Annotated in this window: 25 protein-coding genes; 20 read left to right on the forward strand and 5 right to left on the reverse strand. The window is 71.8% G+C overall.

What is annotated here, in order from left to right:
- Nucleotides 1-452: 452 nt before the first annotated feature.
- The 9 genes from ACQP2Y_RS07350 (at nt 453) to ACQP2Y_RS07390 (ending at nt 10,626) form a co-directional block, all read left to right on the forward strand.
- The gene (locus tag ACQP2Y_RS07350) at nt 453-1,451 is read left to right on the forward strand and encodes a cobalamin biosynthesis protein (RefSeq protein WP_433725760.1); all 999 of its coding nucleotides are present in this window, start codon (nt 453-455) and stop codon (nt 1,449-1,451) included.
- Nucleotides 1,448-2,986, forward strand: coding sequence for a cobyric acid synthase (locus ACQP2Y_RS07355; RefSeq protein WP_433725762.1), 1,539 nt, complete (start codon nt 1,448-1,450; stop codon nt 2,984-2,986). Before ACQP2Y_RS07350 ends, ACQP2Y_RS07355 begins: the two co-directional genes overlap by 4 nt.
- 142 nt (nt 2,987-3,128) lie before the next feature.
- Nucleotides 3,129-3,584 (forward strand): uridine kinase family protein, encoded by a 456-nt coding sequence (locus tag ACQP2Y_RS07360; RefSeq protein WP_433725764.1) that lies wholly within the window; start codon nt 3,129-3,131, stop codon nt 3,582-3,584.
- 42 nt (nt 3,585-3,626) lie between these two features.
- Nucleotides 3,627-4,697, forward strand: coding sequence for a M48 family metallopeptidase (locus ACQP2Y_RS07365; protein ID WP_360554927.1), 1,071 nt, complete (start codon nt 3,627-3,629; stop codon nt 4,695-4,697).
- Nucleotides 4,698-4,842: 145 nt separating this feature from the next.
- Entirely contained in the window at nt 4,843-6,186 is a 1,344-nt protein-coding gene (locus ACQP2Y_RS07370; protein WP_433731805.1) for a dipeptidase, read from the forward strand.
- Nucleotide 6,187: 1 nt separating this feature from the next.
- Nucleotides 6,188-7,654: an FAD-dependent monooxygenase gene (locus ACQP2Y_RS07375; RefSeq protein ID WP_433725766.1), complete on the forward strand. Its 1,467-nt coding sequence runs from the start codon at nt 6,188-6,190 to the stop codon at nt 7,652-7,654.
- Nucleotides 7,651-8,442 carry an HAD-IIB family hydrolase gene (locus ACQP2Y_RS07380; RefSeq protein WP_433725768.1) on the forward strand — a complete coding sequence of 264 codons (792 nt, stop codon included), beginning with the start codon at nt 7,651-7,653 and terminating at the stop codon, nt 8,440-8,442. The genes ACQP2Y_RS07375 and ACQP2Y_RS07380 overlap by 4 nt, the downstream gene beginning before the upstream one ends.
- A 75-nt stretch (nt 8,443-8,517) precedes the next feature.
- Entirely contained in the window at nt 8,518-8,724 is a 207-nt protein-coding gene (locus tag ACQP2Y_RS07385) for a hypothetical protein (RefSeq protein ID WP_360554920.1), read from the forward strand.
- Nucleotides 8,725-9,063: 339 nt separating this feature from the next.
- Nucleotides 9,064-10,626, forward strand: a complete 1,563-nt coding sequence (locus ACQP2Y_RS07390) for an ATP-dependent DNA ligase (protein WP_433725771.1) — start codon at nt 9,064-9,066, stop codon at nt 10,624-10,626.
- A gap of 21 nt (nt 10,627-10,647) precedes the next feature.
- Here the strand turns inward: ACQP2Y_RS07390 and ACQP2Y_RS07395 are convergent, their stop codons facing one another.
- Genes ACQP2Y_RS07395 through ACQP2Y_RS07405 form a run of 3 tightly spaced genes read right to left on the reverse strand, consistent with a single transcriptional unit; the run spans nt 10,648 to nt 12,142 of the window.
- Nucleotides 10,648-10,854, reverse strand: coding sequence for a hypothetical protein (locus ACQP2Y_RS07395; protein WP_433725773.1), 207 nt, complete (start codon nt 10,852-10,854; stop codon nt 10,648-10,650).
- 21 nt (nt 10,855-10,875) lie between these two features.
- A complete protein-coding gene (locus tag ACQP2Y_RS07400) occupies nt 10,876-11,313 on the reverse strand; it encodes a hypothetical protein (RefSeq protein WP_433725775.1) in 438 nt (145 codons plus the stop codon).
- A gap of 10 nt (nt 11,314-11,323) precedes the next feature.
- Nucleotides 11,324-12,142, reverse strand: a complete 819-nt coding sequence (locus ACQP2Y_RS07405; protein WP_433725777.1) for an SURF1 family cytochrome oxidase biogenesis protein — start codon at nt 12,140-12,142, stop codon at nt 11,324-11,326.
- Nucleotides 12,143-12,253: 111 nt separating this feature from the next.
- Here ACQP2Y_RS07405 and ACQP2Y_RS07410 point away from each other — a divergent pair, with 111 nt between their 5' ends.
- Together ACQP2Y_RS07410 and ACQP2Y_RS07415 are read left to right on the forward strand one after the other, a co-directional pair.
- Nucleotides 12,254-13,717 carry a cobyrinate a,c-diamide synthase gene (locus ACQP2Y_RS07410; RefSeq protein ID WP_433725779.1) on the forward strand — a complete coding sequence of 488 codons (1,464 nt, stop codon included), beginning with the start codon at nt 12,254-12,256 and terminating at the stop codon, nt 13,715-13,717.
- 137 nt (nt 13,718-13,854) lie between these two features.
- Nucleotides 13,855-14,454, forward strand: coding sequence for a TIGR03086 family metal-binding protein (locus ACQP2Y_RS07415; protein ID WP_433725781.1), 600 nt, complete (start codon nt 13,855-13,857; stop codon nt 14,452-14,454).
- A gap of 95 nt (nt 14,455-14,549) precedes the next feature.
- Here the strand turns inward: ACQP2Y_RS07415 and ACQP2Y_RS07420 are convergent, their stop codons facing one another.
- A complete protein-coding gene (locus ACQP2Y_RS07420) occupies nt 14,550-16,736 on the reverse strand; it encodes a transglycosylase domain-containing protein (RefSeq protein ID WP_433725783.1) in 2,187 nt (728 codons plus the stop codon).
- Between the two features lie 84 nt (nt 16,737-16,820).
- Between ACQP2Y_RS07420 and cobC the strand changes: the two genes are divergently transcribed.
- The 4 genes from cobC to ACQP2Y_RS07440 are packed head-to-tail and all read left to right on the forward strand — an operon-like array spanning nt 16,821 to nt 20,560.
- On the forward strand, nt 16,821-17,912 hold the full coding sequence (gene cobC, locus ACQP2Y_RS07425; RefSeq protein ID WP_433725785.1) for an Rv2231c family pyridoxal phosphate-dependent protein CobC: 1,092 nt from the start codon (nt 16,821-16,823) through the stop codon (nt 17,910-17,912).
- A gap of 47 nt (nt 17,913-17,959) precedes the next feature.
- Complete coding sequence (cobT, locus tag ACQP2Y_RS07430; RefSeq protein WP_433731807.1) at nt 17,960-18,961, forward strand: nicotinate-nucleotide--dimethylbenzimidazole phosphoribosyltransferase; 1,002 nt, start codon at nt 17,960-17,962, stop codon at nt 18,959-18,961.
- Nucleotides 18,962-18,972: 11 nt separating this feature from the next.
- Nucleotides 18,973-20,157, forward strand: a complete 1,185-nt coding sequence (cobA, locus tag ACQP2Y_RS07435) for a uroporphyrinogen-III C-methyltransferase (protein ID WP_433731809.1) — start codon at nt 18,973-18,975, stop codon at nt 20,155-20,157.
- Between the two features lie 28 nt (nt 20,158-20,185).
- Complete coding sequence (locus ACQP2Y_RS07440) at nt 20,186-20,560, forward strand: VOC family protein (RefSeq protein WP_360823732.1); 375 nt, start codon at nt 20,186-20,188, stop codon at nt 20,558-20,560.
- Here the strand turns inward: ACQP2Y_RS07440 and ACQP2Y_RS07445 are convergent.
- Nucleotides 20,557-21,984, reverse strand: a complete 1,428-nt coding sequence (locus tag ACQP2Y_RS07445; protein ID WP_360823729.1) for an alpha,alpha-trehalose-phosphate synthase (UDP-forming) — start codon at nt 21,982-21,984, stop codon at nt 20,557-20,559. The genes ACQP2Y_RS07440 and ACQP2Y_RS07445 overlap by 4 nt on opposite strands.
- A 129-nt stretch (nt 21,985-22,113) precedes the next feature.
- Here ACQP2Y_RS07445 and ACQP2Y_RS07450 point away from each other — a divergent pair, with 129 nt between their 5' ends.
- The 5 genes from ACQP2Y_RS07450 to ACQP2Y_RS07470 all read left to right on the forward strand — a co-directional run bounded on the left by ACQP2Y_RS07450 (nt 22,114) and on the right by ACQP2Y_RS07470 (nt 26,201).
- Entirely contained in the window at nt 22,114-22,632 is a 519-nt protein-coding gene (locus tag ACQP2Y_RS07450; RefSeq protein ID WP_433725788.1) for a hypothetical protein, read from the forward strand.
- Nucleotides 22,633-22,751: 119 nt separating this feature from the next.
- Nucleotides 22,752-24,428 (forward strand): energy-dependent translational throttle protein EttA, encoded by a 1,677-nt coding sequence (gene ettA / locus ACQP2Y_RS07455; RefSeq protein ID WP_433725790.1) that lies wholly within the window; start codon nt 22,752-22,754, stop codon nt 24,426-24,428.
- A gap of 34 nt (nt 24,429-24,462) precedes the next feature.
- Nucleotides 24,463-24,825 carry an acyl-CoA thioesterase gene (locus ACQP2Y_RS07460; RefSeq protein ID WP_433731811.1) on the forward strand — a complete coding sequence of 121 codons (363 nt, stop codon included), beginning with the start codon at nt 24,463-24,465 and terminating at the stop codon, nt 24,823-24,825.
- Nucleotides 24,826-24,827: 2 nt separating this feature from the next.
- Nucleotides 24,828-25,487, forward strand: coding sequence for a hypothetical protein (locus ACQP2Y_RS07465; RefSeq protein ID WP_433725792.1), 660 nt, complete (start codon nt 24,828-24,830; stop codon nt 25,485-25,487).
- Nucleotides 25,488-25,616: 129 nt separating this feature from the next.
- The gene (locus ACQP2Y_RS07470; protein ID WP_360554898.1) at nt 25,617-26,201 is read left to right on the forward strand and encodes a YbjN domain-containing protein; all 585 of its coding nucleotides are present in this window, start codon (nt 25,617-25,619) and stop codon (nt 26,199-26,201) included.
- The last annotated feature ends 44 nt before the right edge of the window (nt 26,202-26,245 follow it).

Consider the following 26,245-nt stretch of genomic DNA (forward strand, 5'->3'; position numbering starts at 1 on the left):
GCCGCGCGGTCCCAGCGACTGCCGGCGGTCCGGTCGCCGTCCCCGTAGGCGGACGACGGCCGGGCCCTGAACGTGGCGGCGGACCATTCCCCTGTCCGCCGTCCGGAGCCGGTCGACTCGGGCGCCCTGGGGTGAGGCGTCGCGAACGACCGGCGGGGCGGGTGGGTGTTCGGTGGTCGACACCCACCCGCTACCCCCGCCGCCCGTCCTGCTCCGGGGCGCTCCCTCCCTGAGAGAAAGGCGCGACCGCTCGGCAAAGCGGACCTGCGCCCGAGCAGGACGGGCGGCATCCACCAGCGACCACACCCCGCGGCCCGGCGGTGCCCGGCGCGGCCCGGCCCGGCGCGGCCCGGCCTGGCTGGCGGCCTGGCGAAGCACGGCACGGCCCGGCTCGGCCGCCCGATGGGTGGGCGGGCCGGGACCAGCAAAGAACGCTCACTAGGGTGGTCGGAGTGGAAAGAGCAGGCCGGATACTGACCGCGCGACCGGGCGCCACCACGGCCGATGCGCTCGGCCTGCTGGCCGGTTTTGCGCTGGACGCCGTCGTCGGCGACCCGAGGCGCTTCCATCCCGTAGCAGGGTTCGGGCAGGCGGCCGGCGCCTTGGAGCGTCGTCTCTACGCACCGAACCGCTGGGCCGGCGCCGCATTCACCACGGCGGCGGTCGGCGTACCCGTGGCCGCAGGTCTTGCCGCCTCTCTCCTCACCCGCCGCCAGCCCATCGCCCGGGCCGCGCTGGTCGCCGCCGCGACCTGGACCGTGCTCGGCGGCCGCACACTGCGCCGCGAGTCAGCCGTCATGGCCACCCACCTGGACAACGCCGACCTGCCAGCAGCCCGCAGCCGCCTCAACCACCTGTGCGGCCGCGACCCGTCGACCCTCGACGAGCCCGAGCTGGCCCGCGCCACCGTCGAGTCGGTCGCCGAGAACACCTCCGACGCCGTCGTCGCGCCGCTGTTCTGGGGCGGGTTGTTCGGACTGCCCGGCCTGCTCGGCTATCGGGCCGCCAACACCCTCGACGCCATGGTCGGGCACCGGTCGCCGCGTTACGCCCGCTTCGGGACGCCGTCCGCGCGGCTCGACGACGCACTCAACCTGCTGCCCTCGCGGCTCACCGGGCTGCTGACGATCGCCGCGGCGCCGCTGGTCAAGGGGCGCCCGGCTGAGGCGCTGCGGGTGTGGCGCCGGGACCGCAACGATCACCCCAGTCCCAATGCCGGCCAGTGCGAGTCGGCCATGGCCGGTGCTCTGGGGGTACGGCTGGGCGGGCGGAACGTCTACTTCGGGCGTACCGAGACCAGGCCGCTGCTGGGTGACGGACCGCGCCCGTCCGCCGGTCATCTGCGTCGCGCCGCACGGCTCTCGGGGGCGGTCGGCTCGGGCACCGTCGTGCTCGCCGCCGGCGTTGCGCTGCTCCGGGCCGTTGTGGTTCGCCGGGCAGGTAAGCGATGAGCGGGGGACTGCTGGTCGCCGGCACCACGTCCGACGCCGGCAAGAGTGTGCTCACCGCAGGGATCTGCCGATGGCTGCACCGCCGGGGCGTCAAGGTTGCCCCCTTCAAGGCGCAGAACATGTCCAACAACTCGGTTGTCGTGGTCGGTGCCGACGGGCGCGGCGGCGAGATCGGCCGCGCCCAGGCCATGCAGGCCGCGGCGTGCGGGATCGCCCCGGACATCCGCTTCAATCCGGTGCTGCTCAAACCCGGCAGCGACTTCTCCAGCCAGGTCGTGCTGCTCGGGCAGGCCGTCGACACAGTGACCGCGGGCAACTACCGGTCGCTGCGCCCACGGCTGGCCGAGACTGCGCACGCGACCCTGGCCGAGTTGCGCGCCGAGTACGACGCGGTGATCTGTGAGGGCGCCGGCAGCCCGGCGGAGATCAACCTGCGGGACGGGGACTTCGTCAACATGGGCCTGGCGCGGCACGCCGGGCTGCCGGCGATCGTCGTGGGGGACATCGACCGCGGTGGGGTCTTCGCGGCGTTGTTCGGCACGGTCGCGCTGCTCAGTCCCGAGGACCAGGCGCTGGTCAGTGGCTTCGTCATCAACAAGTTCCGCGGCGATCTCGGGCTGCTGCGGCCCGGGCTCGACATGATCACGGCTGCCACCGGGCGGCCGGTGCACGGCGTGCTGCCGTTCAACCTGGACGTGTGGCTCGACGCCGAGGACTCCCTGGCGTACGGGCGGATGCTCGGCCGGCCCGCCGCGCCGCGCGGCACCGAGTGGTTGCGGGTTGCCGTGGTCCGGCTGCCGCGGATCTCCAACGCCACCGACGCCGAGGCCCTCGCCACCGAGCCCGGCGTGCAGGTGCGCCTCACCATCGAGCCGGCCGAGATCGCCGACGCCGACCTGGTCGTGCTGCCCGGCTCCAAGGCCACGGTCAGCGACCTGGCGTGGCTGCGCGAGACCGGCCTGGCCGACGCGATCCGCGCGCACGCCGCGGCCGGCAAGCCGCTGGTCGGGATCTGCGGCGGCTTCCAGATGCTCGCCGACACGATCCACGACGACGTCGAGAGCCGCCGGGGCACCGTGCCGGGCCTCGGCCTGCTGCCGGTGGACATCACCTTCGGTGAGCGCAAGACGCTGGCCCGGTCGCGCGGCGCGGCCTGGGGGCAGGTCCCGGTGAGCGGCTACGAGATCCATCACGGGTACGTGTCCGCCGGCGATCCGGTGCCGCTGCTGACGTACGCGGACGGCACGCCCGAGGGTGCAGTGGTCGGCGCGGTCTGCGGGACGCACTGGCACGGCGCTTTCGAATCGGACGAGTTCCGCCGCCGGTTCCTGACCGAGGCGGCGCGGCAGGCGGGCCGGCACGGCTTCGTGGTCGCACCGGACACCCGCTTCGCGGAGGTACGCGAACGCGCGCTCGACGTCCTCGGCGACCTCGTCGAGGAGCACCTCGACACCGACGCCCTGTGGCGGCTCATCGAGTCCGGGCCTCCGCGTGGCCTTCCCTTCATCCCGCCGGGTGCGCCCGATGGCGGCTGAGACGTTCGCTGCGCTCGCGGAGCGGATCTTTCAAAACCCGCCCCGGCTGGGACCTGTACGGCTGATAGCCGTCGACGGACCCAGCGGGGCGGGCAAGAGCTGGTTCGCGGCTCGGCTGGGCCAGACCGCTCACATCCCCATCGTGCACACCGACGACCTGCTCGACGGCTGGGACGACCAGTTCAGCTTCTGGGCGCGGCTTGAGGAACAGGTGCTCGACCCGCTGCGCCACGGCCGTCCCGCCACTTACCGGCGGTACCTCTGGCACCACAAGGCGTTCGGTGGGAATCCGGTTACCGTTGAGCCTGCTGGGGCCGTACTGCTGGAGGGTGTGTCCGCCGCCCGGCGGGTGATCCGTCCGGAGCTTTCCTTCTCCGTCTTCGTCACCGCTCCGACTGATTTGCGGTGGCGGCGGGCTTTGGCACGCGACGGCGCCGGCGATGTTGCCTTCCGGGCGTACCTTGAGCGCTGGCGCGTGAACGAGGACCGGCACTTCGCCGCGGATGCCACTGCGGCGCACGTGGATCTCCTGGTCGACGGGGCCGCGGAGGGTTTCGACGATCGGTACGAACGGCTCTGCCCGGCGCTGCCGGACTGAACCACGATCAGCCGCGTTGGCGGCGGGAACGGTGGACGGACGATGACGACCGAGGAAGAGAACCGGCCGGCGCGACGCCGGATCACGCTGACCGGCATCAGCTCGCGCGCCTGGGAGCACCCCGCCGACCGTGGCGCGCTCACCGCGCTGCGCGAGCTGCGGGGCTTCGACGACGTGGTGAAGGCGTTCTTCGGCATGTGGAACGAGCGCGGCTTCCGGCTGTCGTTCCTCGCCGGCTCGATCCGGGTCGACCACCGCCAGTATCCGCGCGTCTACCAGCGCTTCGCCGAGGCCGCCGCCACGCTCGACGTGGCCGAGCTGCCCGAGCTCTACGTCAGCCAGTCGCCGGTGATCAACGGCCAGGCGATCGGCATGGACAAGCCGTTCATCGTCATCACCACCGCCGCGGTCGAGAAGCTCGACGACGAGGAGCTGCGCGCGCTGCTGGGCCACGAGATCGGGCACGTACGCAGCGGCCACGCCGTCTACAAGACCATCATGATGATTCTCACCCGGTGGGCCGCGAGCCTGAGCTGGCTGCCGGTCGGCGCGATCGCCCTGCGCGCCATCATCGCCGCGATGTACGAGTGGTGGCGCAAGGCCGAGCTCTCCGCCGACCGCGCGGGCCTGCTCGCCGGTCAGGACCCGGCCGCGTCGCTGCGGCTGCTCATGAAGCTCGCCGGTGGCGGCGACCTCTCCCAGATCGACACGGCCGCGTTCCTCGAGCAGGCCGCCGAGTACGAGGGCGGAGGAGACCTGCGCGACAGCATCCACAAGCTGGGCATGACCGCCTGGAGCACCCACCCGGTGCCCGTCGCGCGCGCCGCCGAGCTGCGCAAGTGGGTCGACTCCGGCGATTACGGCCGGATCCTCGGCGGGGACTACCCGCGTCGCGACTCCGACGGCAACGCCTCGGTCACCGACGACGTCAAGGCCGCCGCCGACTCGTACCGTGAGTCCTTCAACACCTCGCAGGACCCGCTCGTCGGCCTGCTCCGCAAGCTCGGCGACGGCGCCGCCGACCTGGCCGGATCCGCCGCGCGCGGCGCCCGGGGCTGGGCCGGCAAGGGTCGCCGCCCCGACGACGAGCCGCCGGCGCCGCCGGCCGGCTGAGTTGTCCACAGGCCCGTGAAGCAGGCCCGCACGACCCGAGCCGCCCGGCTTAGGATCGGTTCATGAGCGAGCTTGCTACCCAATCATCAACTCCGCGTCCGGCGGATCGTCTCGCCGGAGCGCCGGCGGAGGCGATGGCATGAGCCTGACCGAAGACGACCTGCGCGCCGCGATCGCGCGCGAGCTGCCCGGTGTCCGCGCCGACCTCGAGCGGCTGGTCCGCATCCCCGGGATCGCGTTCGACGGTTTTGACCACTCGCACGTCGAGCGGTCCGCCGAGGCCGTCGCCGAGCTGCTGCGCGGCTGCGGCCTCGAGGTGCAGATCGTCCGCGGCACGGGGCAGCCCGCCGTCATCGGCCGCAAGGCCGCGCCCGAGGGTGCGCCGACCGTCCTGCTCTACGCCCACCACGACGTGCAGCCGGCCGGTGACCCCGCGCTGTGGACCAGCGACCCGTTCGAGCCGGTCGAGCGCGACGGCCGGCTCTACGGTCGCGGCGCCGCCGACGACAAGGCCGGCGTGATGGCGCACGTCGCCGCGCTGCGGGCGTTCGGCGACGAGCTGCCGGTCGGGGTCGTGCTGTTCGTGGAGGGCGAGGAGGAGTTCGGCTCCGATTCGCTCGACGAGCTGCTCGAGACCCACAAGGAGACGCTGCGCTCCGACGTCATCGTCATCGCCGACTCCGGCAACTGGGACATCGGCGTGCCGGCCCTGACCACGTCGCTGCGCGGCCTGGTCAACTGCTTCGTCGAGGTCAGCACCCTGAACAACGCCGTGCACAGCGGCATGTTCGGTGGCGCCGTGCCGGACGCGCTCACCGTGCTGGCCCGGCTCATCGCCACCCTGCACGACGAGAACGGCGAGGTTCTCATCGACGGCCTGGCCCGTCGTGAGGCGGCGACCGTCGACTACCCGGAGGACCGCTTCCGCCACGAGGCCGGCGTGCTCGACGGCGTCAAGCTGATCGGCGAGGGCCGGCTCACCGACCGGATCTGGACCAAGCCGTCCGTCTCCGTGCTCGGCATCGACGCGCCGAAGGCCAGCGAGGCGCCGAACGCCCTGGTGCCGCGGGCCAAGGCCAAGCTGAGCGTGCGGCTAGCGCCCGGCGACGACTGGAATTCGGCGTACGCGGCGATCCGCGCCCACCTCGAGAAGTTCGTGCCGTGGGGCGCCCACGTCGAGGTCACGCTGGAGAGCGGCGGCGAGCCCTGCGTCATCGACGCGACCGGCCCCGCGTTCGACGCCGCCCGGGCCGCGTTCCAGCAGGCCTGGGACGGGGTCGCGCCGGTCGACATGGGCGTGGGTGGCTCGATCCCGTTCATCGCCACCTTCCAGGAGCTCTTCCCGGAGGCGGCGATCCTCGTGACCGGCGTCGAGGACCCGTACGCCGGCGCCCACGGGCCGAACGAGAGCCTGCACCTCGGCGAGTTCGCCCGGGTGTGCCTCGCCGAGGCCCTGCTGCTGCGCAACGTGGCCGCGCTGGGTAAATGACATGGCCGCCGAGCTGAGCTGCGACGTGCTGGTCGTCGGCGCCGGCCCCACCGGGCTGATGCTGGCGAACTGGCTGGCGAAGCTCGGCGTCCGGGTCATCGTGGTCGACGGCAAGGACGGCCCCACCCGGGAGTCACGCGCGCTGGTGGTGCAGGCGCGCAGCCTCGAGGTGTACGACCAGCTCGGCATCGCGGACAAGGTGCTCGCGGCGGCACACCGGGCGGTCGCGCTGGCTCCGGGCTTCGGGGATCGCGTGTTCGGCCGGATCCCGATCGGGCCGCTGGGTGGCGACGTGACGCCGTACCCGTGGATCGAGATCTTGGAGCAGAGCCGCAACGAGGAGATCCTTTACGAGAACCTGCGGGCCCTCGGCGGCGACGTCCGCTGGGGCCGGCAGGTCACCTCGCTGACGGCCGCCGCCGAGCGCGTCGAGGCCGTGGTCGGCGACGAGACGATCACGGCGCGGTTCTGCGTCGGCGCGGACGGGGCGAATTCGGTGGTCCGCAAGTCGCGGGGCATCGCGTTCGACGGCGTGACCAGCCCACACCTGTTCTACGTGATCGACGCGACGGCGGTCGGTGGGCTGGTGGCCGACGCGATCAACGTCCGGCCCGCCGGCGACGAGTTCCTGCTCGGCTTCCCGATGCGCGGACGCGGCAACTGGCGGCTGATCGGTCTGGCCCGCGACGACGACGGCGACGGCGAGATCACCGAGCAGGACGCGCAGACGCGGATCCGACGCTCGTTCGCGGTGACCTACGCGCAGTCCCGCTGGTTCGCGACCTACAAGGTGCACCACCGGGTGGCGGCGACGTTCCGTGACGGGCGCTTCTTCCTGGCCGGCGACGCCGCGCACGTGCACTCGCCGGTCGGCGGCCAGGGAATGAACACCGGTCTGCAGGACGCGCACAACCTGGCCTTCAAGCTCGCGGACGTGGTGCACGGCCGCGCCGGCGACGCGTGGCTGGACCGCTACGAGGCCGAGCGGCGCCCGGTCGCCCGGACCCTCGTGGCGACGACCGACCGGATGTTCGGCTTCATCACCTCGCAACGGTTCCAGCTGCGGGCGCTGCGCCGGCTGATCGTGCCCCTGCTCGCGCCGGTCGGCGTTCGGCTGCTGCCGCGTACGGGTGGCGGCTCGCGCTTCTTCGGCTACGTCGCGCAGATTCGGATCCGCTACCGCATGACGCCGGACGAGGGGCGCGACCCGGTGGTCGGCCGCCGACTGGCGTGGGCCGGCAGCAACTACGAGGTGCTTCGGTCACTGCAATGGCAGATCCACGGGTACGGCGGCATCAAGCGATCCGACGTGCCGGAGCTGGGACTGCCGGTGCACCTGTTCGACGCCGCGCCGCAGACGCCGTTGCTTCCGGGGCAGCTCTATCTCGTACGGCCGGACGGCTTCGTGGCCGCGGCGGCGCCACCCTCGCAGGCCGCCACGGTGTTCACACAGGCCATGCCGCGGTGACCAGCACGGCAGTCGTCACCGACCTGGACGGCACGATCGTTCGCGCGGACGGGACGATCAGCGAGGCGACCGTCGCGGCCTGTCACGCTCTACGGGCACAGGGCATCCCGGTGATCGCCGCGACGGCCCGCTCTCCCGCCGGAGTCCGCGCCCTCACCGAGCTGACCCCGCACCTCACGCTGGCGGTCTGCTGCGGCGGCTCCCTCGGGTACGCGTTCGAGCCCCCATCAGTCCTGTGGCGTGACACCCTGCAATCCGACGCTGTGCAGGCGCTGCTGTCGCTCGTACGCGCCGAGCTGCCGGAGGCGGGAGTCGCGATCTACGACGGCGAATCGTGGCGGATGAACGAGGCCTACCTCGCGATCCGCACGTCCCAGCACAATGGCCCGTCGGCTGTGGTCTCCGTCGACGCGTTCGCCGGAGTGGCGGCATGCGCGATGACGCTGTGCCACCCGACACTCGGCCCGGCCGACCTCATCGCCCTGCTGACCCAGCGCGGCATCCCGCTGAGCCTGAGCCTCGCGGGTCCGGAGATCGTCGAGATCGCGCCGGCCGGCATCAACAAGGCCAGCGGAGTGGTACGGGCCCTGCGCGAGGTCGACGTGCCGGCGGACCAGGCGGTGGCCTTCGGCGACATGCCGATCGACATCCCGATGTTCACCGCGGTGGGCAGATCGGTGGCGATGGCGGACGCCCCGAAGGAAGTGTTGGCCGCGGCGACAACGGTGACCGAGACCGTCGAGGAGGACGGGTTTGCGCGTGCCCTGACCCGCCTGGGCCTCATCTAGCACCCGCGGCAATCGGCTTCGCTTGATCGGGTGAGTCTGCTGCGCGGGCGAGATCATTCCTGTTAGGATTCGAACATGAGTTCGAACGAGGCGATCGTGGCGCTCCGCGCCGCCGGCAGTGCTCTGGGAGACGTCGATGTCTCCGGGTGGGACGACACCGCCCTCACCGCTCAGCTCGCTGAGCTGTCCGACGCCCTGTGCCAGCTCGACGCGCAGCTCAGCCGCGTCGCCGAGGCCATCCGCGCCCGCGGCTACCGCATCACGGAGCCGGTGGCCGCCTGACTTTGCTCCATGTCCCCGGGCCCGTCGCCCGGCGCACCCCGTCGCCACGCGGTGCGCCGGGCGACAGGCCCCTCCCGCTGTTCGATCCTCCCGCCGCCCAGTTCCTCCTGCCGCCCGGTCCTTCCGCCGCCCGGTCCTCCCCGGCTCGGCGGCGCTGCGGGCGGTTGCACAGGCCTCCCGGGCCTGGCGACGGCCACGGCAGGCCACCGGCCGCCGGTCTCCCGCACGCGGCAGCAGAGCGGTCGAGCAGCGGGCGGGCCCCCGGACCGGGCCGGTTGCGAACGCTTCACGGGGGAGCGGATCGCGACCGGCCCGCGAATGTCGTACCTGGCTGCCAGGATGGGGTTCGTGCAGTTCCTCGACCTGGCAGCCACGTCGGCCGCCGTTTCCGCCACCTCCGGCCGCAAGGCCAAGATCGACCTGCTCGCCGACGCCCTCCGGCGTCTTGATCCCGACGAGCTGGCCGCCGGCTCCGCCTACCTGGCCGGTGAGCTGCGGCAACGCCAGACCGGTGTCGGTTACGCCGGCCTGCGTGACCTGCCCGCCCCCGCCGCAGAGCCCGTGCTCACTGTGGCCGAGGTCGACGAGCGGATCGCCGCCATCTCCGTTGTCGCCGGCGCCGGGTCGCAGGCGCGCCGGCGTGAGCTGCTGGCCGGGCTCTTCGGCCGGGCCACCGCCGATGAGCAGCGGCTGCTCGTCGGCCTTTTCAGCGGCGAGTTGCGCCAGGGCGCCCAGGCCGGCCTGCTCGCCGACGCCATCGCCCGCGCCGCCGAGGTGCCTGTTACTGCTGTCCGGCGAGCGCTGCTGCTCTCCGGCGACCTCAAGCAGGTGGCTGTCGCCGCGCTCACCGGTGGGGCGCCCGCGCTCAGCGAGATCAGCCTGCGGGTCGGCACTCCGCTGACCCCGATGCTCGCGAGCAGCGCCCCCGATGTCGCCGCGGCACTGCTGGCCACCGGGTCGCCGGCCACCATCGACGTGAAGCTCGACGGCATTCGCATCCAGGTCCACCGTTCCGGGGACGAGGTCGCCGTCTTCACCCGCAGCCTCGACGACATCACCGCGCGGCTGCCCGAGGTCGTCGCCGCCGCGCGGGCCGTTCCGGCTCGGGAGTTCGTGCTCGACGGTGAGGCCATGGCCCTGGACGCCCAGGGGCGGCCACGACCGTTCCAGGAGACGTCGAGCCGGGCAGCCACCCGGGGTGCACGGCGCGGCGGGAAAGAGGGGCCGGTCGACGGGCCCGGGCTGGTTCCGTACTTCTTCGATCTTCTCCACCTCGACGGCACCGACCTGCTCGACGAGCCGGGACGGGTGCGCTGGGCCGCGCTGGCCGACGCGCTGCCCCCCGAGCTCATCGTGGGGCGGCGGACCGTCGAGAGCGAGGAGCAGGCCGCCGAGGCGTTCGCGGCCGCCCTTGCCGCCGGGCAGGAAGGCGTCGTGGTCAAGGCCCAGGAGGCCCCGTACGACGTGGGCCGCCGGGGCGCTGCCTGGGTCAAGGTCAAGCCGCGGCACACGCTTGACCTGGTCGTTCTCGCTGTCGAGTGGGGGCATGGCCGGCGGCAGGGATGGCTGTCCAACCTGCACCTGGGCGCCCGGGATCCGCGGACCGGCGGGTTCGTCATGCTGGGCAAGACGTTCAAGGGCCTCACCGACGAGCTGCTGCGCTGGCAGACCGAGCGGTTCAAGGAGCTCGCGATCGACGACTCCGGCTGGGTGGTCACCGTGCGGCCCGAGCAGGTCGTGGAGATCGCCTTCGACGGCGTGCAGACCTCACCCCGATATCCGGGCGGGGTGGCGCTGCGGTTCGCCCGCGTCCTGCGCTACCGCGACGACAAGCGCGCCGAAGAAGCCGACACCATCGACATGGTCAAGGCCCTCGGCTTCCCCACCACACCAGAAAGCTGAGCCGAGACCCCAGGCGGCGAGTCAGTCGTCGGTCAGATCGTTGAGAACTTCGGCGGCATGTTCGCTGCCGCCGTCGGCCAGCCTCCGCAGCTCCGCCACATCGCCGCGCTCCCCGGCGATCTCGACCAGCGCCGATACCGCCTCAGCACTGCCGGCACCGGCAAAGCGGCGCAACCCGTCCAGGTCATCCTGCTCGATCGCCAGCGCAACCCGGTCGTCATCCGCCACGTCATCCCCCCAAGCGCAGGATCAGAGAGCCGCCAGAGACCGCACGTAGTTGACCTGCTGATGCACATAGGTCACCTGCGACTGATCGGTCACCGGAATCCGGGCGACATACTGCCGTGTCGCGTTGGTCACCGTCACCTGCACCGTTCCCCGCGGCACAGTCACCTTCACCAGCAGGAACAGCAGGCTGAAGATCGTCAGCACGCAGAACCCCACGATCGCCGCCGCGATGGCCCACGGCGGGATCTTCTGCTCGCTGTGCCAGTAGTCGTTCACCGTCCACGTCGACCCGGCCAGCGGGATGTCCCCGGCCGGCGTGTGGACCACCGTCGACGTGACCGCCATGTCGCCGATCTGGGCGATCACCGGGCCCGGCACCAGCGGGTCTGGCGGTGGGACCGGCTGCGCGGGAGGGGGCACGCTCCAGGGGTCACTCGGCGTGGAGTCCGGAAAGGTCACTCCGCCGAGGTTAGTCGGGCTGCCGCGCGCTGGGAACGGCCGCCATGCGCTGGTCTGCCGCCGCCACCCGGTCCACCCGCTTCTTCGGGGTGTCGCCGTTGGCTTCCTTGCGGGCCTGCCACCCGTACGCGAGCAGCGCCATCACCGCGAACAGCCACCACTGGACCGCGTAGCCGCCGTTCTGCCACGAGTCCTCGTGATCGATCGGGATCCGCGCGAAGCCCGGCTCCGGGTCGCTGACCAGCACGTATGCCCCGTACACGGGGAACGGCAGCTCGGACGCCAGCTTGGGCACCGCGATTCGGCGGGTGTCGATCCGGCCGTCGCGCCGCGCCAGCGGGGCCGGCCGGCTCTCGGACAGGTGCACCTGGCCGACCACCGTGACCTCGCCCGTCGGAGCCGGGGTGGCCACCGGCGCCGAGATCGCGTCGCCGTCCTTCGACGGGACCCAGCCCCGGTCGATCAGCACCGCCGTGCCGTCGGCCAGCAGCAGCGGGGTCACGATCTCGAAGCCGACCGAGCCGTCGACCGTGCGTCCGCGGGCCTGAATCTCGTGCGCCGGGTCGTACCGTCCGGTGACCGTGACCTTGGTCCAGGCCGCGTCCTCACCGGGGGATGCACCCGGCTTGCCCGGCGCGACCGGCTTGGCCAGCACGGACGTCAGCGGCACCGCGGGGCTGGAGTCAGCGGCGTCGATCCGCGCGTTGATCGCACTGCGTTCCTGGTAACGGTGCAGCTGCCAGTTGCCGAGGAACACCATGATCACCGAGGCGGCCACGGTGAGCGCCGCGGCGGCCAGCCAGCGGGGCGTCAGCAGGAACCGGTACACGTTCTGAGGCTACCCGGCTCGCGACGGCCGCTTTCCGCTGGCAGGTAGGGTGCGATGTCCGGCGGTCAATATCATGTCGCCGCCGTTTTCCGTATCCCCGAGGGAGTCGTGATGTCCGCCCACTCGCGCCTGGTGGTGAGCGCACCCTCGTCCGGGCACGGGAAGACCGCGATCGCGGTCGGGTTGCTCGCCGCCTGCACCGCGCGGGGAGTGCCGGCCACCGGCTTCAAGGTCGGCCCCGACCACACCGACGCCGCCTACCTCGGCCTGGCCGCCGGGCGTCCCGGCCGCAACCTCGACCCGCGCCTGGTCGGCGCGCAGCGCATCGCGCCGCTGTTCGCGCACGGCGCGGCCGGCTCGCAGATCGCGGTCATCGAAGGCGCGATGGGCCTGTTCGACAGCCTGACCGGACAACCCGAGATCGACGGTACGGCGGCAGTCGCCGCCGCGCTGCGCGCGCCGGTGGTGCTGGTCGTCGACGTGGCCGCCATGGGTCACTCGCTGGCCGCGCTGGTCCACGGCTTCCGGATGTTCGACGAGATGGTGCACCTCGGCGGCGTCATCCTGAACCGGGTGGCCTCGCCCCGCCACGAGGAGATGCTCCGCACCGCGCTGGACGACATCGGCATGCCGGTGCTGGGCGCGCTGCGCCGCGGGGACCTCCCGGCCGTGCTGCCGGCCCGCGCCCAGGGCCCGGTCCCGGTGGCGCACCGCACGGTCGAAGCGGTCCGGGCCGTCCGCCGGCTCGGCGAGGCCGTCGCCGGCGCGATCGACCTCGATCGGGTGATGGCGCTGGCCGACGCGGCGCCGCCGCTGCCCGAGCAGGCCTGGTCACCGGTGGACGCGCTGGCCGAGGCGACCGGCGAACCGCCGGTGCCGCCGGAGAACCGCCCGGTGATCGCGCTGGCCGGCGGACCGGGCGCCCCTTACACGTACGTGGAGACGGTCGAGCTGCTCACCGCGGCCGGCGCCGAGGTCGCGATCATCGACCCGCTGCGCGACGAGACCCTCCCGGCGGGCACGCGCGGGCTCATGATCGGGGCGGCCCTGCCGGAGGGGTACGCGGAAGAGCTGTCCGCGAACCGCCGCCTCTGCGCGGCCGTGGCCCAGCTGGCGCACGACAACCGGCCGATCATCGCCGAGGGGGTCGGCCTGCCCTGGCTGACCCGCGACTTCGACGGCCGCCCGATGTGCGGGATCCTGGACGCGTCAGCGCTGACCGCCGGCCAGACGATCGCGGGCTACCGCGAGGCGACCGCCCCGGCGACATCGCCGCTGGCCCCGGCCGGTGCCCGGATCACCGGCTACAAGCAGCACCGGGCGATCGTCACGCCCCGGGCGGGCCAGGTGCCGGCCTGGACGTGGGCGGGTGGCAACCCGGAAGGCTTCGTCTGGCGTCAGGTCCACGCGTCGCAGCTGGGGCTGCACTGGGCCGGGGCGCCGGAGATCGCGCGGCGGGTGGTCGCGGCGATGCTGGCCCCGGCGCAGCCGGCGCCGGTCGTGCCGCCACAGCCGGACGTGGACCCGGGCGAGCAGACCCTCTCCCTGTCCGGCCTGACCCCACCCCAGACCTGACCGGCCAGCTCGCGCGGCCTACCTCGCCCGCGTTCTCACCCTGATGGGGACTGGCGCCGACGTCGGCGGTTCTGATTTCGGTCGATGTCGCACCCCGGCCTTACGGTGAAGGGGTTCCACGAGAAGGGAGCACCGCCGTGGCCGATCGTGTCCCGCTGGATTTCGCCCCGCCGGTCCGCCAGGTGCGGTCCCTGCTGCTGGGTATCACCGACGACCACCTGCGGGCCCCCACTCCCTGCCCCGACTGGACGGTCGGCGACCTGCTCGATCACCTCGCCGGCCTGTCCCGGGCGTTCACCCAGGCAGCGCAGAAGAAGTTCGACGCGCCGGACGGTCCTCCGCCCGAGCCCTCCGCCGCCCACCTGTCAGCCCAGTGGCGCAGCCGTCTGCCGGTCGTCCTGGAGGATCTGGCCATCGCCTGGCGTTCGCCCTCGGCGTGGGAGGGGACCGCCCGGGCCGGCGGCGTGACGATGCCCGCCACGGAGATGGGCCTGGTCGCGGTCAACGAGCTGACCATGCACGGCTGGGATCTGGCCCGGGCGACCGGCCAGGAGTATGCCGCCGACCCACGGCTGCTCGAGCCGCTGATCGAGTTCCTCTCCCAGGGGCCGTCGGAGGGCACCCCGGGAATGTTCGGCCCGGTCGTGGAGATCGAGAGCGAGGCCGAGCTGCTCGATCAGGCCGTGTCACTCGCCGGCCGCAACCCCCGCTGGCGCCCGACCACGTCCGCCCACTGACCCCCGCGCCCCGATGGGCCCCGGGCCGCGCAATCACGGGGCCGCGCCCGGACGGGCCCGCGCGCTGACAGGGCCGCGCAGGGACCGCGGATCAGTCACCAGCCGGAACGGTCCGAGGAGTCGGAGCGATCCGAGGAGCCGTGGATCAGCTCGTCCGGCGGCGGCGTGAACTTCGCCTTGGGCTGCCCCTTCAGCGCATCCTTCAACGTCTCCGCCACGGTGAACTTCGAGATCGTCCCGCGGCTCGACCCCACCGTGTTCTCCGGATTGTCCGGGTCAGCCACGAAGGCCGCCGCCGCCAGTTGTGGGGTGAAGCCGCAGAACCAGGCGCTCCGGTTGCTGTCCGTCGTGCCGCTCTTGCCCGCGACCGGCCGTTTCAGGGTCGCGTACACCATGGGTGAGGTCTCCCAGCCGCCGCAGCTGCCCTTCGCCGCTCCGTAGCCGGTGACGCAGCGGGCCGCGTCGGTCGCCGCCTGCGCGACCTCCGGTCGCAGGGCCTGGCGGCAGCGCGGGCCGGCGACCTTCTTGCCTTTGTACGTCAGCGACGCCCCGTCCCGGGTGTTGATCATGCGGACCGGGATGGGTTCGCAGTACTTGCCCTCGGCGCCCAGGGTGGCGAAGACGTTGGCCATCTCGATCGGGGTCGCGTCGCTGACGCCCAGCGTGAACGCGCCCCACCCGTCGGCGTGGTCCGGTCCGGCCAGCGTGCGGTCGATCTCGGTGCGCCACCTCAGGCCCAGCCGCTCGGCCATCCGGACCGCCTTCTCCGCCCCGACCTTCTGTTCCAGCTGCACGAAGTACGTGTTGACCGACTTGCCGAAGCCGCTCCACATGGTCTGCCGGCCGGTCATCGAGGCGGTGGAGTTCTTCGGGCACCAGTGCACACCGCAGGTCGCCGGACCGGGCGCCGTGATGTATTTCGTGACGAACCGCTGCGGGGAGTTGAACGCCGTGTCCAGCGGCATTCCTTCATCCAATGCCGCCAGCATGGTGAAGATCTTGAAGGTCGAGCCGGCCTGGTAGCCCGCCATGTCACCACCGCCGAGCAGCGGGTTCACCGTGTTCGGGTAGTTGCCCTTGAAGTCGTCGCGCTTGCGGCGGTCGCTGTGCTCGCCGTTGTTCTCCTGGTCGAGCGAGTACTTGCGGTTCACCGCCATCGCCTTGATCCGGCCGCTGCCGGGCTCGATGACGACCTCGCCGTGCGCGTAGACGCTCTTCTTCTTCTCCTTGTCGAGCACGTGCTTCATCGCCGACTTCTGGATCTTCGGGTCGATGGTGGTGACCACCTTGTAGCCGCCGCGGCGCAGGCTGGCCATGCGTTCCTGCGACGTCTTGCCGAAGGCCGGCTGTTCCATCCACCAGTTGCGCAGGTAGTCGCAGAAGAAGCCCCAGTCGTTGTGCTTCTTCGGCACCGAGACGCAGTCGTTCGGCGGCGTGGTCAGCTTCAGCTTGATCTTCGACTTCTTCGCCGCCGTCGCCTCGGCCGCCGTGATGGCGTTCATCTTGAGCATCTGGTCGATCACGTAGTTGCGCCGGTTGGTCGCCGCCGACTGGTCGTTGGTCGCCGGGTCGTACGCCGAGGGCGCCTTGACCAGCCCGGCGAGCAGGGCCGCCTCGGTCAGCGACAGGTCCTCGGGCTTCTTGGAGAAGAACACCTCGGCCGCCGCGAAGATCCCGTACGCGCGGTGCCCGAAGTACGCCGAGTTCAGGTACCGCTCGAGGATGTCCTGCTTCGACAGCCGCTTCTCCAGCTCGATGGCCAGCCGCATCTCCCGCAGCTTGCGGGCGGTCGTCTGCTCGGTGGCCTCGAGGGCCTGCTTCGGGGTCTTGGCGCCGTCGCGCAGCGCCATCCGCACGTACTGCATGGTCAGCGTGGACGCGCCCTGGGAGACGCCACCGGCCTGCTGGTTCGCTACGAAGGCGCGGGCCACGCCCTTGGCGTCGACACCGTTGTGCTCGTAGAAGCGGGTGTCCTCGGACGCCACGATCGCCTGGATGATGAACGGCGACATGTCCGCGATCTTCGTGGGTTTGCGGTGCTCCTCGTAGAAGGTCGTCAGCAGCGTCTTGCCGTCGTTGGCGTACACGTAGGTCGTCTGCGCCGAGGGCACCTCGGTGAGTCCCTCGGGCATGCTCTCCAGCGCGCCGGCGCCGTTCTTGGCGCCGACGCCGGCCAGCGCCACCAGCGGGAAGATCAGACCCGCGACCACGATCCCGGCGATGAGTCCCGCGCGGATGAGCGGCGCGATCCGTCCAGCTTTGGCGAGTCCGGTCTTCGTCACCCTTCGAAGGTATGACAAAACCGCTCATGTCCTCACGGAACGGCTGAAGTAATCGGCCGGAACACGTCCGGCATGCTGAGGCGTGTGACCTCTTCCGTGGACCTTTCCGCGCACGCCGGGGCAGCAGCGGCGGATCTGCACCACCACGGTGACGCCGAGGTGGCTCCCGGGCTGGTGGACCTCGCGGTCAACGTGCGGCGCCAGCCGATGCCGGAGTGGCTCGCCGGGCCGATCCAGGCGGCGCTGACCGAGCTGGCCGCGTACCCCGATGACACCGCGGCGACCGCCGCCGTCGCCGCCCGGCACGGCCGCGACCCGGCCGAGGTGCTGCTCACCGCCGGTGCGGCGCAGGCCTTCGTGCTGATCGCCCAGGCACTGCGCGACGCGCGCCGGCCGGTCGTGGTGCACCCGCAGTTCACCGAGCCGGAGGCCGCGTTGCGCCAGGCCGGGCACCGGGTCGAGCGGGTGCTGCTGCGCGAGGCGGACGGCTTCCGGCTCGACCCGGCGCTGGTGCCCGCCGACGCGGACCTGGTCTTCGTCGGCAACCCCACCAACCCGACCTCCGTGCTGCACCCGGCCGCCGACGTGGCCGCGCTGGTCCGGCCCGGGCGGGTGCTGGTCGTGGACGAGGCTTTCGCGGACACCACGTACCGGCCCGGGGTGGGCGGTGAGCCCGAGTCGCTGGCCGGCCGCCGCGACCTGCCGGGCCTAGTCGTGCTGCGCAGCCTGACCAAAACCTGGGGACTGGCCGGCCTGCGGATCGGCTACGCGCTCGGCCCGGCCGAGCTGCTGGCCCGGCTGGCCACCGCGCAGCCGCTCTGGGCGGTCTCCACCCCGGCGCTGGCCGCGGCGTCTGCCTGCGCGAGCCCGGTCGCGGTGGCCGCGGAGCGGCGGATCGCCGCCGAGCTGGCCGCCGAACGTGACCACCTGGTGGAACGCCTGACCGGCGTGCCGGACGTCACTGTCGCCGGGCGGCCGGCCAGTGCCTTCGTCGCGGTCCGCCTCCCCGGCGCCGACCAGGTGCGTCTTGAGCTGCGCAAACGGGGGTACGCGGTACGCCGCGGCGACACCTTCCCGGGGCTGGGCGCCGATTGGCTCCGGATCGCGGTGCGCGACACTGCCACCACGGACGCGTTTGTTGCGACCCTGACAGATGTGCTGAAGGAGCGACAGTGACCCTGGAGACGACCCTCGCCGCGATCGGCCCCGCCGATGAGCCGGCCATGGCCGCCGCCCGTGACCTGCAGGCCCGGCTGACCAAGCCGGCCGGCTCGCTGGGCGCCCTCGAGGAGTTGTCCGTCCGCCTGGCCGGGCTGGCCGGCGCCTGCCCGCCGCCGCTGCCCGAGCCCGCCGCGATCGCCGTCTTCGCCGGGGACCACGGCGTGCACGCCCAGGGCGTCTCGCCGTGGCCGCAGGAGGTCACCGCCCAGATGGTGGCGAACTTCGTGGCCGGCGGTGCGGTGATCAACGCGTTCGCCCGCCAGGTCGGCGCCTCGCTGATGGTCGTGGACGTCGGCGTCAAGATCCCGCTGCACGGCGGGGACACCCTGCTCGACGCGAACATCCGCCGGGGCACCCGCGACCTCGCCGTGGAGCCGGCGATGACCGTCGACGAGGCCCGGGCGGCGCTTGAGGTGGGCATCTCGGTGGCCGGCGCGCTGGTCGACGGCGGGGCGAAGTGCCTGCTCACCGGCGACATGGGGATCGCCAACACGACCCCGGCGGCGGCCCTGGTGGCCGCCTTCACCGGTGCCGACGCGGCCGCGGTGACCGGCCGGGGCACCGGCATCGACGACGAGACCCACGCCCGCAAGACCGCCGTGATCGCCGGTGCGCTGGTCACCCACGCGCCCGACCCGCAGCAGCCGCTGGCCACCCTGGCCGCCCTCGGCGGTCTGGAGCACGCCGCGCTGGCCGGCTTCATCCTCGGTGCGGCCGAGCGCCGGGTGCCGGTGATCGTGGACGGGGTCATCGCCTGCTCGGCTGCCGTGGTCGCCGCCGCGTTCGCCCCGGACGCCGTCGCCGCGATGGTGGCCGGACACCGCTCGGTCGAGCCCGGCGCCACCGTCGCGCTGGCCCAGCTCGGCCTCACCCCGCTGCTCGATCTGGGTATGCGGCTGGGCGAGGGCACCGGCGCCGCGCTGGCCCTGCCGATCGTCGCCGGCGCGGTCCGGGTCCTGCACGACGTGGCCACCTTCGACTCGGCGGGAGTGTCGGAGAAGTGAACCTCTATCCCATGGCGCTCAAGCTCGACGGCCGGCGGGTGCTGGTCGTCGGGGGTGGCGCGGTGGCGACCCGGCGGATGCCGGCTCTGCTCGCCGCCGGCGCCCGGGTCGACCTGGTGTCACCCGCGCTGACCCCGGCGCTGCACGCGTACGTGGCGGCGGGTCGGCTGACCTGGCAGGAGCGGCGGTTCGTCGCCTCGGACGTGGACGGTGCCTGGCTGGTGCAGGTGGCCATCGACGATCCGGCGGCCGCTGCCGAGGTGAGCGTGGCCGCCGAGGAACGGGGCGTGTTCTGCGTACGCGCGGACGACCGCGACGCCGCGACCGCCTGGACCCCGGCAGTGACCCGGCACGACGAGGTCACCGTGGCAGTCACCGACAGCGGCGACCGTAAGCGCGCCCGGGCCGTCCGGGACCTGATCGCCGCCGCCCTGGAGGAGACCCCGCAGCGGCGGCAGGAGCCGTTGCGCGGCCAGGTGGCGCTCGTCGGCAGCGGACCCGGCGACCCCGAGCTGATCACCGTCAAGGGGCGCCGCCTGCTGGCCCGCGCCGACGTGGTGGTGGCCGACCGGCTCGTGCCCGGCATGCTGCTGGACGAGCTGCGGCCCGACGTGGAGCTGGTCGACGCGGCCAAGATCCCGTACGGGGCCTCGGTGGCCCAGGAGGAGATCAACCGGGTCATCGTCGAGCGGGCGAAGGCCGGTGCTTTCGTGGTACGGCTCAAGGGCGGTGACCCGTTCGTCTTCGGCCGCGGTGGCGAGGAGGTCGTGGCGTGCGCCGAGGCCGGCGTACCGGTGCTGGTCGTTCCCGGGGTGACCAGCTCGATCGCCGCTCCGGCGCTGGCCGGCATCCCGGTCACGCACCGCGGCGTGGCCCACGAGTTCACCGTGGTCTCCGGGCACGTGCCGCCGGACAGCCCCGAGTCGCTGGTGGACTGGGCCGCCCTGGCCCAGCTGCGCGGCACCCTGGTGGTGCTGATGGGCCTGAAGAACCTGCCGAAGATCGCCGCCCGGCTCGTCGCCGAGGGCCGGGCCCCGCAGACGCCGGCCGCCGTCGTGCAGGAAGGCTCGACAGACGCCCAGCGCGTGCTGCGCAGCACCCTCGGCGAGGTGGCCGCGGCCACTGCCGAGGCGGGAATCAAGCCGCCCGCCGTCGTGGTGGTCGGCGACGTGGTCGCGGTCCTGGAACGGGGATAGCCGCGTGAGCGATGGGTAACGGTCAGACATGAGTGAGCGACCGCACATGACATTGTCCGGGATCGTGCTCGATGCCCCGGACGCACAGGAACTCGCCGCGTTCTATCAGCGGCTGCTCGGCTGGAGCGTCGTCCAGGACGAGCCCGGCTGGGTCAAACTGGGCGCGCCCAACGGCGGGCCGGGGCTGTCCTTCCAGACCGAGTCGGCGTACGTGCGCCCGGTCTGGCCGGCCGGCCCCGACGATCAGCAGATGAGCGTGCATCTCGACATCGAGGTGGAGGACCTGGAAGCCGCCTGCGCCCACGCCGAGAAGGCCGGGGCGACCAGGGCGGACTTCCAGCCGCAGGATGACGTCCGGGTCTACCTCGACCCGGACGGCCATCCCTTCTGCCTGTTCCTTTAGCTGGTCCGGTCCTCTGACTGGTCCGGCTTGGCGTCGGTGTCCGGCACGCCGAGCTCGTTGAGGAACGTGCGGGCCCACTCGGCGACGTCGTGGGTCCGCAGGTGCCGCTGCATGACCCGCATCCGGCGCTTGAGCTCGGCCGGCTCCGCGCCGACCGCGCGCAGCAGCGCGTCCTTGACCCCGTCGGGGTCGTGCGGGTTGCACAGGAACGCCTGGCGCAGCTCGGTCGCCGCCCCGGCGAACTCGCTGAGCACCAGCGCGCCGCCGCCGTTGGCCCGGCAGGCGACGTACTCCTTGGCGACCAGGTTCATGCCGTCGCGCAGCGGCGTCACCATCATGACGTCGGCCGCGACGTAGAGCGCTGCCAGCTCCTGCTTGCTGTACGACTGGTGCAGGTAGTGCACCGCCGGCATGCCGACCCGGCCGAACTCGCCGTTGATCCGGCCGACCTCGCGCTCCACCTTGACCCGCAGCGTCTGGTAGTGCTCGACGCGCTCCCGGCTCGGCGTGGCGACCTGCACCATGACCGCCTCGGGCACCTTGAGCTTGCCGTCGGCGAGCAGCTCCCGGAACGCCTTCAGGCGCAGCTCGATGCCCTTGGTGTAGTCGAGCCGGTCGACGCCGAGGATCACCGTCTCGGGGTCACCGAGCTCAGCGCGGATCTGCTTGGCCCGGGCCTGCACGGCCGGGTCCGCCGCCATCCGCTCCATGTCCGCGGTGTCGATGCTGATCGGGAACGCCCCGGCCTTGACCTTGCGGCCGTCGACCTGGATCGACTGGCCCTCGTAGCGCAGGCCCAGCAGGTGCCGCGCCAGCCGGACGAAGTTCTGCGCCGCGAGCCGCTGCTGGAAGCCGACCAGGTCGGCGCCGAGCAGCCCGCGCAGGATCTCAGCCCGGAACGGCATCTGCATGAACAGCTCGATGGGCGGGAACGGGATGTGCAGGAAGAAGCCGATCCGCAGGTCGGGACGCATCTCGCGGAGCATCGCGGGCACCAGCTGGAGCTGGTAGTCCTGCACCCAGACGGTCGCGCCCTGCTCGGCGACGTCCGCCGCGGCCTGCGCGAACCGCTGGTTGACCAGCCTGTACGCCTCGCGCCAGCGCCGTTTGTAGACCGGCGTCTCGACGGCGTCGTGGTAGAGCGGCCAGATGGTCGCGTTCGACTGGCCCTCGTAATAGCGCTCGAGCTCCTCGGCGCTCAGCGGCACCGGATGGATCTTGATGCCTTCGAGCTCGAACGGCTCGGGCGCCTCCCCATCCCCGCCGGCCCAGCCGATCCAGGTGCCCTGTTGCTGGGTGAGCACCGGATGCAGGGCGGTGACGAGTCCGCCGGGGCTCGGGCGCCACTGCCGCTCGCCGTCGACCATGACTTCGTCGACGGGCAGGCGGTTGGCGACGACAACAAAGGAACTTCGTTCGGCCACGCTGAGTGCACCTCCGGGTCGTGCTGGGTTCCCAGCCCTGAGCCTACTGTGCGTAGCTGCTCGGGGCTGGCCCCGCTATGGTCCGGCCGCGCGGCACCGCCTCTGGCGGGAAGGTGCCATTCTGAGCCGGTGAGCCAGTCCGTTGATCTTCCCCCGCCGCGCCGGCCGCTGTTCTTCCCTGTGGTCATTGCCACCGTGCTGCTGAGCATCATCGGGATGTCGGCGGGCCTGGTTCTCGGATCCCGCCACGAGACGCCGCGGCAGACCGGTGACCAGACACCGTATGTACCCACTGAAGCGACGCTCTCACCTGGGGACTGCCCGCGCGAGATGCACGACACCGCCCGCCGGGTCCTCCGTGAAGAGGTTCGGCTGACCAAGGTCCTGCAGGTGCGGACGCTGGAGACCGGCACGACGGTGTGGATCTGCCGGGACGACACGGACCGGCTGTTCTACCAGGCCAACCGCGGCGGGGCCGAGGGAAAGTGGATCGAGGGGGAGACCGCTTTGTTCCTGGAGAACGTGGAGCCGCGGGGCGACGGCTATTTCGCCAGGGCGGCGGACGGCAACACCTTCGACGTGAACTCGGAGCGGCTGGAGGTCGTCCGCAAGGGGGAGAAGAAGACGTACAAGGTCACGACGGACTGAGCTGAGCGGGGAATCCGGGCGGCGTGGTCGGGGTTGTTGTAGGTGGCCGGTGGCGACCTGGAAAGATTGGTCTTTCGTTCCGGCAACCGGAAATCACGATCTCGGAGGTAGGCCGCACCGTGGCCCAGTTCATCTACGTCCTGGAAAAGGCGCGCAAGGCGCACGGCGACAAGGTCGTGCTCGACAATGTGACGCTCAACTTCCTGCCCGGCGTCAAGATCGGTGTGGTCGGCCCCAACGGCGCCGGTAAGTCCAGCCTGTTGAAGATCATGGCCGGTGTCGACACCGTGAGCAACGGCGAGGCGCGGCTCATGCCGGGCTACTCCGTCGGCATGCTCGCCCAGGAGCCCCCGCTCAACGACGCCAAGACCGTCCTCGGCAACATCGAGGAGGCGGTCGCGGAGACCAAGGCCAAGCTCGAGCGGTTCAACAAGATCGCCGAGCAGATGGCCACCGACTACACCGACGAGCTGATGGAGGAGATGGGCAAGCTCCAGGAGGAGCTCGACCACTCCAACGCGTGGGACGTCGACTCCCAGCTCGAGCTGGCCATGGACGCCCTGCGGTGCCCGCCGCCGGACGCCGACGTCACCCAGCTCTCCGGTGGTGAGCGCCGCCGCGTCGCGCTGTGCAAGCTGCTGCTCGAGGCGCCCGACCTGCTGCTGCTCGACGAGCCCACCAACCACCTGGACGCCGAGAGCGTGCAGTGGCTGGAGCAGCACCTCGCCAAGTACGCCGGCACGGTCATCGCCATCACGCACGACCGGTACTTCCTGGACAACGTCGCGACCTGGATCCTCGAGCTGGACCGCGGCCGCGCGTTCCCGTACGAGGGCAACTACTCGACGTACCTCGACAAGAAGGCCGCCCGCCTCAAGCTGCAGGGCCGCAAGGACCAGAAGCTGCAGAAGCGCCTCGAGAACGAGCTCGAGTGGGTGCGCTCCAACGCCAAGGCCCGGCAGACCAAGTCCAAGGCCCGACTCGACCGCTACGAGGAGATGGCCACCGAGGCCGAGAAGACCCGCAAGCTCGACTTCGAGGAGATCCAGATCCCGCCGGGCCCGCGCCTGGGCAACACGGTGATCGAGACGAAGGACCTGGTCAAGGGCTTCGACGACCGGGTGCTCATCGACCACCTGTCGTTCTCGCTGCCGCGCAACGGCATCGTCGGCATCATCGGCCCGAACGGCGTCGGCAAGACCACGCTGTTCAAGACCATCGTCGGGCTCGAGCAGCCGGACGAGGGCCAGGTCCGGGTCGGCGAGACCGTCAAGCTGTCGTACGTGGACCAGAGCCGTTCCGGCCTCGACGGGTCCAAGACGGTGTGGGAGGTCGTGTCCGACGGGCTGGACCACATGATGGTCGGCAAGGTCGAGATGCCGTCCCGCGCCTACGTCGCCGCGTTCGGTTTCAAGGGCCCGGACCAGCAGAAGCCGGTCAAGGTCCTGTCCGGTGGTGAGCGCAACCGGCTCAACCTGGCGATGACCCTGAAGATCGGCGGCAACGTGCTGCTGCTCGACGAGCCGACGAACGACCTGGACGTGGAGACGCTGTCCAGCCTGGAGAACGCGCTGCTGGAGTTCCCGGGCTGCGCTGTGGTCATCTCCCACGACCGGATGTTCCTGGACCGGATCACCACGCACATGCTCGCGTGGGAGGGCACCGACGAGGACCCGGACAAGTGGTTCTGGTTCGAGGGCAACTACGACGCGTACGAGAAGAACAAGATCGACCGTCTCGGCGCCGACGCTGCCCGCCCCCACCGGGTTACTTACCGCAAGCTGACGCGTGACTAGGTTCACCTATGACGCGGCCGTGCGCTGGTCCGACATGGACGCGTACGGCCACGTCAACAACGCGCGCTTCCTCACCCTGTACGAGGAGGCGCGCGTTGCCATGTTCTTCGTCGGCGCCCGGGCCAAGGGCCTGACGTCGTTCGAGGACGGGATCGTCATCTCCCGGCACGAGGTCGACTATCTGCGCCCGGTCGACTACGGCGAGGCGGTCCGGATCGAGCTGTGGATCTCCGAGCTGCGGGCGGCGAGCTTCACCGTGAGCTACGAGTTGTTCGACGAGGATGTGCTGGCCAGCCGGGCGAAGTCGGTCTGCGTGCCGTTCAACCTGGCCGAGCAGTTCCCGCGCCGGCTGACCGACGCCGAGCGGGATTTCCTCACGCCGTACCTGGAGATTTGAGGATGGCCGCCCACGGCATCGCCGGCGTCGCGGACGCGGGGGCTTTCCTGGCCCGGCTGACCCGGCTGGACCGAAACGTGCTCGTCCGGCTGCGGTCGGCGGGGGAGCACACCGCGCTGTGGGCGGTGCTGCCCTGGGGTGTGCTGGTCACCCGCCTGGTGGCCGGGCCGGGCCCGGGTGATGCCACGGTGCCGGCGGCTGAGCTGCTCGCGGCGTTGGCCACGCAGAGCCCTGAGCTGCCGACGCGGCGGGACGCCGACTGGCGCTGGCCGTTGCCGCCGGCGCGATCCACAACGGTCGAAGCGGTGGCGTCGGCCGAGTTGAGCCGGCTGGCCGAGGCGGCGGCCGGCACCTTGCGTGAGGTGACCGCGGGTGGTCTGGCCGGTCGCGCGGTCGGGCAGCGCGCCGTGCGCGACGCCTTGCTCGATCATGTCGCGCTCGTCGTCACGCGCCTCGGCGGGGAGCCGGTGGAGGTCTCCCAGCGACTCGTCCAGGCGGTGTCGCGGATGGGCTTTCTCGGTCCCGCCGACAAGCAGACCTCGGCGGCGCGAGTGTGCGTGGCGGGACGCTGGGTGGGACTTTCTGCACCATATGGAGTCGCGTGGCTACAGCCGGTCCAAGTATTGACCGTCATGCCTATAGGGGGTCGCCCGAAAGGGTGATGCTGCATCGGTCGTCCGGTCGCGCCCTCCCTTTGAGGGGATGACCTCCGCGACCTGTACGGGTACCGTCGCCCCGAGGTCCACCGCTACGTCCGGCGGCGGGCCTGCTGGGGAGTGAGGTGCACAACGATGCCGTGGTGGTCATGGCGTCCCGGGTCGGCCGGAGGCGATGAGCCCGAGACCGGCGGCGAAGTGGCGTTGCAGAGCAGCGTCCGCGTCGGAGTGCCGACGCAGCGTGAGCCGGGACACTCTTCGATGTCCTCCGCTGATCTTTCCTCGATCGACGAGCCGGAGCAGGTCGCTCCGGTCGATCTGGCCCGGATCGGCAAGGCCCTCGATCTGCTCGATATCCGGTTCCTGGCCGACGGCGGTGGCAGCCTGCTGGCCATGTGGGAACGGCACGCCGTGCTGTTCACGCTCGAAGGCCCCGACGACGAGATCCTGGTCATGCGGGCCCGTCCGCACGCGACCGTCCCGCCGGACTGGGCCGACCGCGCGTACCGCGTGGTCAACGAGTGGAACCACACCCGCCGCTTCTGCAAGGCCTACGTCGGCGATCCCACCGAACGCGGACAGCTGCCGATCTACGCGGAACTGCAGGTGCCGCTCGCCTCGGGTGCCCACGACCCGCTGCTGGTGGAGATGCTCGACTGCGGCGCGGCCGTCGCGACCTCGTTCGTCGACTGGCTGCACGACGAGGGCGCACTGCTCTGACGGAGGAATGAAAGAGGGCCCCGGATCACGGGGCCCTTTTCCGT

The sequence above is a fragment of the Actinoplanes sp. CA-051413 genome (assembly GCF_050955795.1).
Taxonomy (GTDB): domain Bacteria; phylum Actinomycetota; class Actinomycetes; order Mycobacteriales; family Micromonosporaceae; genus Actinoplanes.

Bases quoted from the DNA above. Each gene is read 5' to 3' on its own strand.
- ACQP2Y_RS07355 (WP_433725762.1), top strand. From the start codon at position 1,448: ATGAGCGGGGGACTGCTGGTCGCCGGCACCACGTCCGACGCCGGCAAG.
- ACQP2Y_RS07365 (WP_360554927.1), top strand. From the start codon at position 3,627: ATGACGACCGAGGAAGAGAACCGGCCGGCGCGACGCCGGATCACGCTG.
- ACQP2Y_RS07375 (WP_433725766.1), top strand. From the start codon at position 6,188: ATGGCCGCCGAGCTGAGCTGCGACGTGCTGGTCGTCGGCGCCGGCCCC.
- ACQP2Y_RS07385 (WP_360554920.1), top strand. From the start codon at position 8,518: ATGAGTTCGAACGAGGCGATCGTGGCGCTCCGCGCCGCCGGCAGTGCT.
- ACQP2Y_RS07390 (WP_433725771.1), top strand. From the start codon at position 9,064: ATGGGGTTCGTGCAGTTCCTCGACCTGGCAGCCACGTCGGCCGCCGTT.
- ACQP2Y_RS07410 (WP_433725779.1), top strand. From the start codon at position 12,254: ATGTCCGCCCACTCGCGCCTGGTGGTGAGCGCACCCTCGTCCGGGCAC.
- cobT (WP_433731807.1), top strand. From the start codon at position 17,960: ATGGCCGCCGCCCGTGACCTGCAGGCCCGGCTGACCAAGCCGGCCGGC.
- cobA (WP_433731809.1), top strand. From the start codon at position 18,973: ATGGCGCTCAAGCTCGACGGCCGGCGGGTGCTGGTCGTCGGGGGTGGC.
- ACQP2Y_RS07440 (WP_360823732.1), top strand. From the start codon at position 20,186: ATGAGTGAGCGACCGCACATGACATTGTCCGGGATCGTGCTCGATGCC.
- ACQP2Y_RS07460 (WP_433731811.1), top strand. From the start codon at position 24,463: ATGGACGCGTACGGCCACGTCAACAACGCGCGCTTCCTCACCCTGTAC.
- ACQP2Y_RS07465 (WP_433725792.1), top strand. From the start codon at position 24,828: ATGGCCGCCCACGGCATCGCCGGCGTCGCGGACGCGGGGGCTTTCCTG.
- ACQP2Y_RS07470 (WP_360554898.1), top strand. From the start codon at position 25,617: ATGCCGTGGTGGTCATGGCGTCCCGGGTCGGCCGGAGGCGATGAGCCC.